This is a genomic window from Streptomyces sp. R28 (genome assembly GCF_041052385.1).
Taxonomy (GTDB): domain Bacteria; phylum Actinomycetota; class Actinomycetes; order Streptomycetales; family Streptomycetaceae; genus Streptomyces.
The window spans coordinates 3951818-3965354 of sequence record NZ_CP163439.1; the positions used below are offsets into that span (position 1 = coordinate 3951818).

Annotated in this window: 14 protein-coding genes; 8 read left to right on the top strand and 6 right to left on the bottom strand. The window is 70.1% G+C overall.

Annotated features, from left to right (window positions below):
* The first annotated feature begins 14 nt into the window (after positions 1-14).
* A complete protein-coding gene (locus AB5J49_RS17445; RefSeq protein WP_369169554.1) occupies positions 15-806 on the top strand; it encodes a phosphatase in 792 nt (263 codons plus the stop codon).
* Between the two features lie 308 nt (positions 807-1114).
* Positions 1115-1387: a hypothetical protein gene (locus AB5J49_RS17450; RefSeq protein ID WP_369169555.1), complete on the top strand. Its 273-nt coding sequence runs from the start codon at positions 1115-1117 to the stop codon at positions 1385-1387.
* A gap of 27 nt (positions 1388-1414) precedes the next feature.
* Here the strand turns inward: AB5J49_RS17450 and tesB are convergent, their stop codons facing one another.
* The 4 genes from tesB to AB5J49_RS17470 form a co-directional block, all read right to left on the bottom strand.
* Positions 1415-2281, bottom strand: coding sequence for an acyl-CoA thioesterase II (tesB, locus tag AB5J49_RS17455; protein ID WP_369169556.1), 867 nt, complete (start codon positions 2279-2281; stop codon positions 1415-1417).
* Between the two features lie 35 nt (positions 2282-2316).
* Positions 2317-3474, bottom strand: a complete 1158-nt coding sequence (locus AB5J49_RS17460) for an acyl-CoA dehydrogenase family protein (protein ID WP_369169557.1) — start codon at positions 3472-3474, stop codon at positions 2317-2319.
* A 171-nt stretch (positions 3475-3645) separates the two neighbouring features.
* Positions 3646-4167, bottom strand: a complete 522-nt coding sequence (locus tag AB5J49_RS17465) for a pyridoxamine 5'-phosphate oxidase family protein (protein WP_369169558.1) — start codon at positions 4165-4167, stop codon at positions 3646-3648.
* A gap of 71 nt (positions 4168-4238) precedes the next feature.
* Positions 4239-4856 carry a DedA family protein gene (locus AB5J49_RS17470; protein ID WP_369175169.1) on the bottom strand — a complete coding sequence of 206 codons (618 nt, stop codon included), beginning with the start codon at positions 4854-4856 and terminating at the stop codon, positions 4239-4241.
* A gap of 197 nt (positions 4857-5053) precedes the next feature.
* Between AB5J49_RS17470 and AB5J49_RS17475 the strand changes: the two genes are divergently transcribed.
* The gene (locus AB5J49_RS17475) at positions 5054-5437 is read left to right on the top strand and encodes a hypothetical protein (protein ID WP_369169559.1); all 384 of its coding nucleotides are present in this window, start codon (positions 5054-5056) and stop codon (positions 5435-5437) included.
* A gap of 1 nt (position 5438) precedes the next feature.
* Here AB5J49_RS17475 and AB5J49_RS17480 read toward each other — a convergent pair whose 3' ends face one another.
* The gene (locus AB5J49_RS17480; RefSeq protein ID WP_369169560.1) at positions 5439-6035 is read right to left on the bottom strand and encodes a TetR/AcrR family transcriptional regulator; all 597 of its coding nucleotides are present in this window, start codon (positions 6033-6035) and stop codon (positions 5439-5441) included.
* A gap of 96 nt (positions 6036-6131) precedes the next feature.
* On the opposite strand from AB5J49_RS17480, the gene AB5J49_RS17485 reads away from it, so the two are divergent.
* The 5 genes from AB5J49_RS17485 (at position 6132) to AB5J49_RS17505 (ending at position 12712) form a co-directional block, all read left to right on the top strand.
* Positions 6132-7748, top strand: coding sequence for a carboxyl transferase domain-containing protein (locus AB5J49_RS17485; RefSeq protein WP_369169561.1), 1617 nt, complete (start codon positions 6132-6134; stop codon positions 7746-7748).
* A 38-nt stretch (positions 7749-7786) separates the two neighbouring features.
* Positions 7787-9730, top strand: coding sequence for an acetyl-CoA carboxylase biotin carboxylase subunit (locus AB5J49_RS17490; RefSeq protein WP_369175170.1), 1944 nt, complete (start codon positions 7787-7789; stop codon positions 9728-9730).
* A complete protein-coding gene (locus AB5J49_RS17495) occupies positions 9727-10671 on the top strand; it encodes a hydroxymethylglutaryl-CoA lyase (protein ID WP_369169562.1) in 945 nt (314 codons plus the stop codon). Before AB5J49_RS17490 ends, AB5J49_RS17495 begins: the two co-directional genes overlap by 4 nt.
* 6 nt (positions 10672-10677) lie before the next feature.
* Positions 10678-11838, top strand: a complete 1161-nt coding sequence (locus AB5J49_RS17500) for an acyl-CoA dehydrogenase family protein (RefSeq protein ID WP_369169563.1) — start codon at positions 10678-10680, stop codon at positions 11836-11838.
* A gap of 322 nt (positions 11839-12160) precedes the next feature.
* The gene (locus tag AB5J49_RS17505) at positions 12161-12712 is read left to right on the top strand and encodes a hypothetical protein (RefSeq protein ID WP_369169564.1); all 552 of its coding nucleotides are present in this window, start codon (positions 12161-12163) and stop codon (positions 12710-12712) included.
* Between the two features lie 329 nt (positions 12713-13041).
* Here AB5J49_RS17505 and AB5J49_RS17510 read toward each other — a convergent pair whose 3' ends face one another.
* Positions 13042-13533: an SUKH-3 domain-containing protein gene (locus tag AB5J49_RS17510; RefSeq protein WP_369175171.1), complete on the bottom strand. Its 492-nt coding sequence runs from the start codon at positions 13531-13533 to the stop codon at positions 13042-13044.
* Positions 13534-13537 lie beyond the last annotated feature (4 nt).

Below are 13537 nucleotides of genomic sequence, written 5' to 3' on the forward strand. Positions count from 1 at the left end.
TCACAATGGGGACCATGCCGATACCCGGGACACCCAGCCGCGCCGAGCTCGTCGACCACCTCGTCAGAACCCGTATCGCGGGCGACGTCGCCACTCCCCGCGAGAACAACCTCTCCCACTACCGCAAGCTGGCGAACGGCGACCGCCACTACTGGCTCGGCCTGGAGCTCGGCGACCGCTGGACCGACGAGCAGGACGTCCTCGCGGTGATGGCGGAGCGCGTCGGGGTGAACGACGACGCCGAGCACCGCCACGGTCAGGACACCATCGACCCCGAGCTGACGGTGGCCGCGCTGGAGCGCATGGCGGGCCGCCTGCGCAAGGCGGCGGAGGGCCGGCAGCGGGTGCTCTTCGCGACCGGCCACCCGGGCGGCCTGCTGGACGTCCACCGCGCGACGGCGGCGGCGTTGCGCGCGGCGGGCTGCGAGATCGTCGTCATCCCGGAGGGCCTGCAGACGGACGAGGGCTACGTCATGCAGTTCGCCGACGTGGCGGTCCTGGAACACGGGGCCACCCTCTGGCACACCCACTCCGGCGAGCCGATGAAGGCCATCCTGACGGGACTTGAGCGCGAGGGCCGTCCGCTGCCGGACCTGGTCGTCGCGGACCACGGGTGGGCGGGGTACGCCGGGCAGCACGGAGTCGACTCCGTCGGGTACGCGGACTGCAACGACCCGGCGCTCTTCCTCGCGGAGGCGGAGGGGATCGTGCAGGTGGTGGTGCCGTTGGACGACCACGTCGTCAGCCCGCGCTTCTACGACCCGATGACGGCGTATCTGCTGAGTGAGGCGGGCCTGGCCGAGTAAGAGTGGGTTGTACTCGACCACGTTGAAGTCTCGCGGGCGCCGGGCGCAGCGCGCCTGCCCGCGCAGCCCCTCCCCCCACTCGCCGAGAAGGTGCCCGAACGGCCGCCGTCCCTGGCGCACCGGACGCGCAGACCGGCGGCCACCCCCGCGCGGGAGGGACGTCGGCTGTACGTCATCGACGGCATCCGTCTGCTCGCCGCCCTGTTGGTGGCCGTGCACCACTACGCCGGCACCTACCGGCTCGACCGGCCAACTGCGGGAGATACTGCTCAACCTCACGATGCTGCAGTCCGGTTCGGCCTCGCCGCATGTCGACGGCGTCTACTGGACACCGCTGGAAGTGGCTGGTCACCGCGGGAGCGCTGACGTATCCGCTCTACCTGACGCACTACCTGGCCGGTACGGCGCTGATCAACCGCCTGCGGGACACCATGGACCCCCGGCTGCTGATCGTCGTGGTGATCGCCGGGTTCCTGGCACTGAGCCGGCTGGTCCACCGGTATGTGGAGCGACCGGCGGCCCGGTTGCTGAAGAGGGGGCTCGACACGTCCTTCGCGCGACTGCGGAACGCGCGTGGGTGACGTGCCGGCCCCGGGGTCGGTGAGCGGTCACCTCGGGATGCGGACCACACCCTCCTGGATCACCGACACCGCCAGCTGCCCGTCCTGCGTGTAGATACGGGCCTGGCCGAGGCCCCGCCCGCCGTGCGCCGACGGCGACTCCTGGTCGTAGAGCAGCCACTCGTCCGCGCGGAAGGGGCGGTGGAACCACATCGCGTGGTCCAGGGAGGCGCCGACCACGTCCCCGACGGCCCAGCCGCCCCGCCCGTGCGCCAGCAGCACCGAGTCGAGGAGGGTCATATCCGAGACGTACGTGGCGAGTACGACGTGCAGGAGCGGGTCGTCGGCCAGCTTGCCGCTGGTGCGGAACCAGACCTGGGAGTGCGGTTCGCGGGGCTCGCCGAACCTGCCGTACGGCGGCTCGTCGACGTAGCGCAGGTCGACCGACTGACGGGCCTCCAGGAACCTCTCCACGACCACCGGGTCGAGGTGGTCGTAGTCGCGCAGCCGTTCCTGGGAGGTGGGAAGCGTCTCCGGGTCCGGCGCGGGCGGCATGGGGGCCTGGTGGTCCATGCCCTCCTCGTGGAGCTGGAAGGAGGCGGACAGGGCGAAGATCGGCTTGCCGTGCTGGACGGCGACGACGCGGCGGGTGGTGAAGGAGCGGCCGTCGCGCATGCGCTCGACGTTGTAGACGATGGGCGCGCCCGGGTCGCCGGTGCGCAGGAAGTACGCGTGCAGCGAGTGGGCGTGGCGGTCCTCGGGGACCGTACGCCCGGCGGCGACCAGCGCCTGGGCCGCGACCTGACCGCCGAAGACGCGCGGGACGACGGCGGAGCGGGACTGGCCGCGGAAGATGTTCTCCTCGATCTGCTCCAGGTCGAGCAGATCGAGGAGACCCTGTAGTGCCTCGTTCATGGCACCTTTTCTACTGTCCGGTAATTTCCAGGACCTTACAGGCCCATGTCCTTCGCGATGATCGACTTCATGATCTCGCTGGTACCGCCGTAGATGCGGTTGACGCGGTTGTCCGCGTACAGGCGGGCGATCGGGTACTCGTTCATGAAGCCGTAGCCGCCGTGCAGCTGCAGGCAGCGGTCGATCACTCGGTGCGCGACCTCGGTGCAGAAGAGCTTGGCGGACGCGGCCTCGGCCGGGGTCAGCTCGCCCGCGTCGAGGGCCTCCAGCGCGCGGTCGGCGACGGCCTCGGCCGCGTCGACCTCGGCCTGGCAGGCGGCCAGCTCGAACTTGGTGTTCTGGAAGGAGGCGACGGACTTGCCGAAGACGGTGCGGTCCTGGACGTACTCCTTGGCGAACCGCACGGCGGCCTTGGCCTGCGCGTAGGCGCCGAAGGCGATGCCCCAGCGCTCGGAGGCCAGGTTGTGGCCGAGGTAGTAGAAGCCCTTGTTCTCCTCGCCGAGGAGGTCCTCGACGGGGACCTTCACGTCGACGAACGCCAGCTCGGCGGTGTCGGAGGTCTTCAGGCCGAGCTTGTCGAGCTTGCGGCCGACGGAGTAGCCCTCGGACTTGGTGTCCACGGCGAACAGGGAGATGCCGTGGCGGCGGTCCTCGGCGCTGGGCGCGTCGGTGCGGGCGCAGACGATCACGCGGTCGGCGTGGACGCCGCCGGTGATGAAGGTCTTGGCGCCGTTGAGGACGTAGTGCGTGCCGTCCTCGGAGAGCTTGGCGGTGGTCTTCATGCCCGCGAGGTCGGAGCCGGTGCCCGGCTCGGTCATCGCCAGCGCCCACATCTCCTCACCGGAGACGAACTTCGGCAGGAACCGCTTCTTCTGCTCGTCGCTGGCGAGCATCTTGATGTACGGCAGGCCGAGCAGCACGTGCACGCCGGAGCCACCGAACTGGACGCCCGCGCGGGCGGTCTCCTCGTACATGACGGCTTCGAACTTGTACGACTCGATGCCCGCGCCGCCGTACTCCTCGTCGACGCGGATACCGAAGACGCCGAGCTCGGCGAGCTTGTAGTAGAAGTCGCGCGGCGCCTGACCGGCCGCAAACCACTCGTCGTAGACCGGGACGACCTCGGCCTCGATGAAGGCGCGGATGGTCTCCCGGAACGCCTCGTGATCCTCGTTGAACACCGTACGGCGCACCGCCGCCACCCTTCTTCGCGCCTAAACCGGCGCCGCTCTCGCGTACCTGGTTGCTCGCCGTGGGAATTGCTCGATTGATGCTTGCGGCCCCATGGCTAAGCGCTTGCTCACTTAACCGTACCGGCGAGTATCCACAGGCGTCCAGAGGTCAAGGTCCGTAACGCTCGTCACTCAGAGCCGTACGTCCCCCCGGTGCTCGAAGTCCAGCCCGTGCTCGGCACACGGCCCGCCCTCCTCGCGCGGGCAGATCATCGAGTACCCACTCACCCGGGCCCGGTACACCCGCCACGGCGCCGGCGGGCGCACTTCCTCCTCAGCGAGCGCCCGTCCGCCACGACCGGCGGGCCCCGGGATGACCCGCAGCCCCTCCAGCGCCTGCGCCCCGTCCAGCTCCGTCGCCGTGGCGGTCAGATACAGCGCGCGCGGCCCCGCCGTGCCGACCGGTGCGCGGGAGTCGTGGATGACGATGCCGACGCGGGGCTCGTGGGCGAGGTTGCGGGAGTGCGTGACCTCGGGGGACGAGACCCAGTAGAAGTCCCGCCCGTCCTCGGTGGAGTAGAAGAGCGGCGCGGCCCAGGGGGCTCCGTCGGGGCCCACTGTGGCCAGCACCATGTACATGTTGCCGTCGATGATCGTCCGCGCGGCGCTGCGGGTACCCTCGACCGCCTCGACCGCCTCGGCCTCGTCGGCCATACGCCCCCCTCGTTGCGCCGAGTGTCGCTGAGGCGGCCCACTTTAGGGCGCCGCCTTCAGGGGCTCCGTCTTCAGGGGCGCCGTTCGGCACCCGACCCGACCGGACGCCGCCGCGCCCCACGCCCCGCCCGAAGCAGCCGTACGCCCACGAAGGCCAGGGCCGCCACGCCCACGACCGCCAGGATCACCTTGGAGTAGAGGCCCACCAGGTCGGTGACCTCGTGCCAGCGCGCGCCCAGCGCGTAGCCGGCGGCGATGAAGGCGGTGTTCCAGATGAGGCTGCCCGCCGCGGTGAGGGCGAGGAACAGCGGGAGCCGCATGCGTTCCACACCGGCCGGTATCGAGATCAGGCTGCGGAAGATGGGCACGAAGCGGCCGAAGAACACGGCCTTGGTGCCGTGCCGGACGAACCACGCCTCGGTCCGTTCCACGTCCGCGACCTTCACCAGCGGCAGTCGCGCCGCCGCCGCGATCAGCCGGTCCCGGCCGAAGAGCGCGCCGAGGAGGTACAGGGCCAGGGCGCCGACCACCGAACCCGCGGTCGTCCAGGCGACGGCGGCGACGACGTCCATCCGGCCCTGGCTCGCCGTGAACCCCGCCAGCGGCAGGATCACCTCGCTCGGCAGCGGCGGGAAGAGGTTCTCCAGCGCGATGGCCAGTCCGGCGCCGGGACCGCCCAGTTTCTCCATGAGGTCGGCGGCCCAGCCGGCGACTCCGCCGACGGGCGCCTCGGCTGCAGCAGCAATGATCATACGGGCCACTTTACGAAGTCTTGACCTAAAGGCGGTATGAGGAAGGCCGCACAACCGGCTGTGGCGCTCCGCACGTCAGGAGTGCGGTTTTCCGCAGGGCGCCGCCCCGGCGACCTTGGCCAGCCCGGCCCGTCGTGATCGGATTCACCGAGCGTTGGCTCCGCCTCGCCGCCGGGTTGCTGCTGGGCGGCCTGACCGCGCTGGCCGAGCTGGTCTGCGTCACCGCCGGCGGGGTGCGCAGGATGCGGGCGACCCTGACGACCGGAGGCCCTCCGTCCGCCCCCGCGAGCGCGCTGCGCCTGGCCGAGCTGGAGCGGCGCCGCCTCGCGGTGTTCCACGCCGCCGAGCTGGACCCGCCGCGCGACGGACAGGCTGCCTCCGCGTACGTGGCGGCGCGCTGGCCGCTGGGCCTGTTCGGGCTGCTGGTGCTGCTGACCGCGCTGATCGGGCTCGCCTACGCGTCGCTGCTGGTGTGGGCCTGGTTCGTGCTGGATCCCGACCACCCCGCCGACGGGTAGGTCACGCCACCCCGGCCGCCCCGAACGCCCCCCGCGCCATCCGGTGCAGCAGCTCCGCCGTGCCCCCCCGTCCCGGCAGCGCCCCCGGCCGCCCCAGATGCGGGGTCGAGTTGAGCAGGCCGAACACCGAGTGCACCGCCGAGCGGGCCGTCGGCTCCGTCAGGTCCGGGTACACCTCGCGCACCACCTCCACCCACAGCTCGACGTACTGCCGCTGGAGCTGCCGTACGAGCTTGCGGTCGCTGTCGCGCAAGCGGTCCAGCTCGCGGTCGTGCAGGGTGATGAGGGGGCGGTCGTCGAGGGCGAAGTCGATGTGGCCCTCGATGAGGGAGTCGAGGACCGCCTCGGCCGGCACCCCGTCGGCCTCCGCGAGGCGTCGTTTCGCGCCCGTCAGGAGCTGCCCGCTGATGCCGACCAGCAGCTCGGCGAGCATCGCGTCCTTGCCGGCGAAGTGGCGGTAGAGACCGGGGCCGCTGATGCCCACGGCGGCGCCTATCTCATCCACGCCGACGCCGTGGAAACCACGCTCGGCGAAGAGCCGCGCGGCCTCCTTGAGGATCTGCTCGCGGCGGGTGGGGGCGTCGGTTCTGGTGGCCATGGAAGCAATTCTAGACAGGGAGGTTAGCGGTCGTTAACCTGAAGGAAATGCGTTAACGCTCATTAACTGGTGGACCACTGGTGAGGGGACCGCAGGATGCACGAGGCACCGGAGCTTGCGAGCGCGGCAGATCCCGCGTCTCAGGCCTGGCGGGCCAACGAGGAGGCCCATCGGGCGCTGGTGGACGAGCTGCGTGGCAAGCTCGCCGCCGCCCGGCTGGGAGGCGGTGAGAAGGCGCGCGCCCGGCACACCGCGCGCGGCAAGCTGCTGCCGCGCGACCGCGTCGACACCCTCCTCGACCCCGGCTCCCCCTTCCTGGAGCTCGCTCCCCTCGCCGCCGACGGCATGTACGACGGGCAGGCCCCGGCCGCCGGTGTCATCGCCGGGATCGGCCGGGTCGGCGGGCGCGAGTGCGTGATCGTCGCCAACGACGCCACGGTCAAGGGCGGGACGTACTACCCGATGACCGTGAAGAAACACCTGCGCGCGCAGGAGGTGGCCCTGGAGAACCGCCTGCCGTGTCTCTACCTCGTCGACTCCGGCGGCGCCTTCCTGCCCATGCAGGACGAGGTCTTCCCGGACCGGGAGCACTTCGGGCGGATCTTCTACAACCAGGCCCGGATGTCGGGCGCCGGGATCCCGCAGATCGCCGCCGTGCTCGGGTCGTGCACCGCCGGCGGCGCCTACGTGCCCGCCATGAGCGACGAGGCCGTCATCGTCCGCAACCAGGGCACGATCTTCCTCGGCGGTCCCCCGCTGGTGAAGGCCGCCACCGGTGAGGTCGTCACCGCGGAGGAGCTCGGCGGCGGCGACGTCCACGCGCGCGTGTCCGGCGTGACCGACCATCTCGCCGAGGACGACGCCCACGCCCTGCGGATCGTGCGGAACATCGTCGCCACCCTCCCCGCGCGCGGGACGCTTCCCTGGGAGGTCACCCCCGCCACCGAACCGAAGGTCGACCCCTACGGCCTCTACGGCGCGGTCCCGGTCGACTCCCGCACCCCCTACGACGTACGCGAGATCATCGCGCGCGTGGTCGACGGCTCCCGTTTCGCGGAGTTCAAGTCCGAGTTCGGACAGACCCTCGTCACCGGCTTCGCCCGTATCCACGGCCATCCGGTCGGCATCGTCGCCAACAACGGCATCCTGTTCTCCGAGTCCGCCCAGAAGGGCGCCCACTTCATCGAGCTGTGCGACCAGCGCGGGATCCCGCTGGTCTTCCTGCAGAACATCTCCGGGTTCATGGTCGGCAAGGACTACGAGGCCGGTGGCATCGCCAAGCACGGCGCCAAGATGGTGACGGCGGTGGCGTGCCCGCGCGTGCCGAAGCTGACGGTGGTGGTCGGCGGGTCGTACGGCGCCGGGAACTACTCCATGTGCGGGCGCGCGTACTCGCCCCGCTTCCTGTGGATGTGGCCGGGCGCCAAGATCTCCGTCATGGGCGGCGAGCAGGCCGCCTCGGTCCTCGCGACCGTCAAGCGGGACCAGTCGGAGGCGCGGGGCGAGGACTGGCCGGCGGAGGACGAGGAGTCCTTCAAGGCGCCGATCCGTGAGCAGTACGAGCGCCAGGGCAACGCCTACTACGCGACGGCCCGCCTCTGGGACGACGGCGTGATCGACCCGCTGGAGACCCGTCAGGTGCTGGGCCTCGCCCTGACCGCCTGTGCCAACGCGCCCCTGGGTGAGCCCCAGTTCGGCGTCTTCCGGATGTGAGGGGGACTGTGACGATGACGACGACGATGAGGCAGACCATGTTCGACACGGTCCTCGTGGCCAACCGGGGCGAGATCGCCGTCCGAGTGATCCGTACGCTCCGCTCGCTGGGCGTGCGCTCGGTGGCCGTCTTCTCCGACGCGGACGCCGACGCGCGGCATGTGCGGGAGGCCGACACGGCGGTACGGATCGGTCCGGCGCCGGCCGCCGAGAGCTATCTGTCCGTGGAGCGGCTGCTTCAGGCGGCGGCCCGTACCGGTGCGCAGGCCGTCCACCCGGGATACGGCTTCCTCGCGGAGAACGCCGGCTTCGCGCGCGCGTGCGCCGACGCCGGGCTCGTCTTCATCGGGCCGTCCGCGGACGCCATCTCCCTGATGGGCGACAAGATCCGGGCCAAGGAGACGGTGCAGGCGGCCGGGGTTCCGGTCGTGCCGGGCTCCAGCGGCAGCGGGCTCACGGACGGCCAACTCGCCGACGCCGCCCGCGAGATCGGCATGCCCGTGCTGCTCAAGCCCTCCGCCGGCGGTGGCGGCAAGGGCATGCGGCTGGTGCGGGACGCGGCCGTGCTGGGCGACGAGATCGCCGCCGCCCGCCGCGAGGCCCGCGCCTCCTTCGGCGACGACACCCTCCTCGTCGAGCGGTGGGTCGACCGGCCCCGGCACATCGAGATCCAGGTGCTGGCGGACGGTCACGGCAATGTCGTCCACCTCGGCGAGCGCGAGTGCTCCCTCCAGCGCCGGCACCAGAAGATCATCGAGGAGGCGCCGAGTGTGCTGCTCGACGAGGAGATCCGCGCGGCGATGGGCGAGGCGGCCGTCCAGGCGGCACGGTCCTGCGGCTACCGGGGCGCGGGCACGGTGGAGTTCATCGTGCCGGGCGGCGACCCGTCCTCGTACTACTTCATGGAGATGAACACCCGCCTCCAGGTCGAGCACCCGGTCACCGAGCTGATCACGGGGCTGGACCTGGTGGAGTGGCAGCTGCGGGTGGCGGCGGGCGAGGAACTGCCGTACCAGCAGGACGACATCACCCTCACGGGGCACGCGGTCGAGGCCCGCGTCTGCGCCGAAGACCCCTCCCGCGGGTTCCTCCCCTCGGGCGGCACGGTCCTCAAGCTGCACGAGCCCCAGGGCGACGGCATCCGCACCGACTCCGGGCTCAGCGAGGGCACCGAGGTCGGCAGCCTGTACGACCCGATGCTGTCCAAGGTGATCGCGTACGGCCCCGACCGCGCCACCGCGCTCCGCAAGCTCCGGGCGGCCCTCGCGGAGACGGTCACACTGGGCGTGCAGACGAACGCCGGGTTCCTGCGGCGGCTGCTCGCGCATCCGGCGGTCGTCGCGGGCGAGTTGGACACGGGTCTGGTCGAGCGCGTGGTGGACGACCTGGTCGCCACCGACGTACCGGACGAGGTGTACGAGGCCGCCGCGGCCGTACGCCTGGACGCGCTGCGGCCTCGCGGTGACGGGTGGACCGATCCGTTCTCCGTGCCGAGCGGGTGGCGGCTGGGTGGCGAGCACCGGCCCGTCGGCTTCCCGCTCCGGATCACCGACCCCGTGGAGTACGTCCCGCGCGGCGCCCACACCGTCGCGGACGACCGTGTGGCCGTCACCCTCGACGGCGTCCGCCACACCTTCCACCTCGCCACCCTGCCGGACGGCACCTGGCTGGGCCGCGACGGCGACGCCTGGCACGTGCGCGACCACGATCCGGTGGCCGCCTCGCTCACCGGCGCCGCACACGCGGGCGCCGACTCCCTCACCGCACCCATGCCGGGCACCGTCACCGTCGTGAAGGTGGCCGTCGGGGACGAAGTGGCCGCCGGGCAGAGCCTGCTGGTCGTCGAGGCGATGAAGATGGAGCACGTCATCTCCGCCCCGCACGCCGGCACGGTCGCCGAACTGGACGTCACGCCCGGCACGACGGTCGCCATGGACCAGGTCCTGGCGGTCATCGCACCGCACGAGGAGGCGGCGGAATGACAGTCGAGGGTCTCCCCATGCCCGTACCGGCAGCGGGTCTGCCCGCCCGCGTCCGGATCCACGAGGTCGGCGCGCGCGACGGCCTGCAGAACGAGAAGTCGACCGTGCCGACCGAGGTCAAGGCGGAGTTCGTCCGCCGCCTCGCCGACGCGGGGCTGACGACCATCGAGGCCACCAGTTTCGTCCACCCCAAGTGGGTGCCCCAACTCGCCGACGCCGAGCAGCTGTTCCCGCTCGTCGGCGACCTGTTGGGCGTGCACCTGCCCGTCCTGGTCCCCAACGACCGCGGCCTGGACCGCGCCCTGGCCCTCGGCGCCCGACGGGTCGCCGTCTTCGCCAGCGCCACGGAGTCCTTCGCCAAGGCCAACCTCAACCGGACGCTGGACGAGTCGCTGGCGGTGTTCGAGCCGGTCGTGGCGCGCGCCAGGGACGAGAACCTGCACGTCCGCGGCTATGTCTCCATGTGCTTCGGCGACCCCTGGGAGGGCGCGGTCCCGATCCACCAGGTGGTGCGGGTCTGCAAGGCGCTGCGGGACATGGGCTGCGACGAGCTGAGCCTCGGCGACACGATCGGCGTCGCGACGCCCGGCCATGTGCTGGAACTCCTGTCCATGCTCAACGAGGAGGGCGTGCCGACGAACGTCGTCGGCGTCCACTTCCACGACACCTACGGCCAGGCACTGGCCAACACCTACGCCGCCCTGCAGCACGGCGTCACCACCGTCGACGCCTCCGCGGGCGGCCTCGGCGGCTGCCCCTACGCCAAGTCCGCCACCGGCAACCTCGCCACCGAAGACCTCGTGTGGATGCTTCAGGGCCTCGGCATCGACACCGGGGTCAACCTGGACCGTCTCGTCGCCACAAGCGCGTGGATGGCCGGACAACTGGGCCGACCCAGCCCGTCCCGCACCGTACGAGCCCTCTCCCACAAGGAGCAGTGAACAGCCATGGACCACCGTCTCTCCCCCGAACTGGAGGAACTCCGCCGCACGGTGCGGGAGTTCGCCCACGATGTCGTGGCGCCCAAGATCGGCGACTTCTACGAGCGTCATGAGTTCCCGTACGAGATCGTGCGGGAGATGGGCCGCATGGGCCTGTTCGGCCTGCCGTTCCCGGAGGAGCACGGCGGCATGGGCGGCGACTATCTGGCGCTGGGCATCGTGCTGGAGGAGCTGGCCCGGGTGGACTCCTCGGTCGCCATCACCCTCGAAGCGGGCGTCTCACTCGGCGCCATGCCGATCCATCTCTTCGGCACGGAGGAGCAGAAGCGGGAATGGCTCCCGCGTCTGTGTTCCGGTGAGATGCTCGGCGCTTTCGGGCTGACCGAGCCCGACGGCGGCTCGGACGCGGGTGCGACCCGGACGACGGCCCGTCTCGACCCGGAGACGGACGAATGGGTGATCAACGGCTCCAAGTGCTTCATCACCAACTCCGGCACGGACATCACGGGCCTGGTCACGGTGACGGCGGTCACCGGCCGCAAGCCGGACGGCAGGCCGCGGATCTCCGCGATCATCGTCCCGTCCGGCACGCCGGGCTTCACGGTCGCGGCGCCCTACTCCAAGGTCGGCTGGAACGCCTCCGACACCCGTGAGCTGTCCTTCGCGGACGTCCGCGTCCCGGCGGCCAACCTCCTGGGCGAAGAGGGTCGCGGCTACGCCCAGTTCCTGCGCATCCTGGACGAGGGCCGCATCGCCATCGCGGCGCTGGCGACGGGCCTGGCGCAGGGCTGCGTGGACGAGTCGGTGAAGTACGCCAAGGAACGCCACGCCTTCGGCCGCCCCATCGGCGCCAACCAGGCCATCCAGTTCAAGATCGCCGACATGGAGATGAAGGCCCACACGGCCCGCCTCGCCTGGCGCGACGCGGCGAGCCGCCTGGTCGCCGGCGAACCCTTCAAGAAGGAGGCGGCGCTGGCGAAGCTGTACTCGTCGACGATCGCGGTGGACAACGCCCGCGACGCGACGCAGATCCACGGCGGCTACGGCTTCATGAACGAGTACCCGGTCGCCCGCATGTGGCGGGACTCCAAGATCCTGGAGATCGGGGAGGGGACGAGCGAGGTGCAACGGATGCTGATCGCGCGGGAGCTGGGGCTCGCCGGCTGACACGCCTCCTGAATCAGAGGAGCAGTTCAGCCCAAACGGCCTTGCCGATCCCATACATGCGCGGACAACACCCCCACCTCTCCGCCAAGGCGGCGACGAGGGCAAGGCCACGTCCGCCTTCCTCATTGTCCTGCGCCTCCCGAGGCGCAGGACGATCGTTGTTCGCATCGGCAAGCTCCACCCGCAACCGTGTCCCTCATGGGGCCGAGGTAGCCGAGTCGTTTCTGGATGCGGCGGGGATCGTAGAACCCGTCGATGTACTCAAAGAGCCCAAGGTTCGCCTCGACCCTGATGGCGACCCCCCGGCCTAATCTGCACAGCGATGGCAACGCCGACTCTTCACGGATTCATCTCACTACGGCCGATCGAATGTCTCGACCTTGGTGCGAAATTGCTCTCCATCCTTGGGACCGAAGACCTCCACGATGAAGTCGGGAAGAGCATCCGCGGACGGCTCTCCATCGGCCGTCTGGCTACCGGGCTCCGCCTGCCAGTCCAGCAGGTGAACGACGGCGGCGTACTTACCACTATCCAGCGGCAGCTGCTCCTTCTCGGCGCCACTGTAATTCCCGACGGCTTCGAGCCCGCCCAGCTCCAGCCCCCCGTCCGAGACCAGAAGATACGGCTCGGACGAAACGAGGAGATATGCCCTTTCCCGCTCGCTGAGGTTTCCCGGGCATCTACGCCGCGGACGGCGATCTGGAACGCCCCGTTGCCTCCGACGTTGATCGGGACAAAGGCACCGTCTGAGATCCGTCGCTCGATGGCAGCGTCCTTGGCCGCCTCCTTCTCCCACTGCTCCAGCTCATTGACGTGGCCGAAGGCGCTCGCACGCCACAGGCCGAAGAGGCCCACACTGGTCACCACGGCGTGAGAGACGTCCACATCACGCAACTGCATGGCCCTGCCCCACCCAACATCTCCTGACTGTGATCGAGACGCTGCACACCACGTCGCCCGCTTGCAGCCCTTGTGCTCTAAGTTGATGCGATATCTGGGATCCGAGGCTTCGGTTCACTGGGCTGTCGAGTGGCCACACGTTGGCGATGTCATCCTGCCCGCCGAGCCGAAGATCGATCTTGTGGTAGATGTCGCTTCCATCGACCTTCTCGTTCCCGGCCCGGCGCCAGACAGCAGCAGCCACCTCACGCAGAAGCCCCGCCAGGGACGCACCTGGCGGGGCTTCAATTTACTGCAGCGAATTCATCGAGGCCACGGATCCAGCCCCGAGTCGGAGTGCAGACAAACCAAGGGGCGATCTGCACAAACCGCCAACTCCAAGGCATCTTCGAAGGTGGAGCCCAATCCCCAGATCCATCCGAGGCCAGCGGCAACCACCTTCCCTCCAGCCTCTACGAAGACGCTCGAATAGCTGAGCCATTCACCGATCGGGAAATAGTTCCCGCCCAGAATCCCTTCAATTTCCAATGCCAGGCTCCGTTGACCGGCCCCAGCCGAAATGGGATCGAAATTGAAAGGCTCATCATTGCTGAAGTTTGGGCCAGATTGGTTTATCGGCTCAATACTCAATCCCCCTAGCGTGGCAAGGATTTCTTCAGCCTTCGGGTTCGGCGTATAGCCTTCCTGACGCAAGGAGTCCAGCCAGGGGCCGACATCCACCCTCCGCTGGGGGTGCCAGCCAGAGTCACGAAGGGCCTGCAGCAGATCAGGGCGCAGCGAGTCAAAACGGATCATGGCG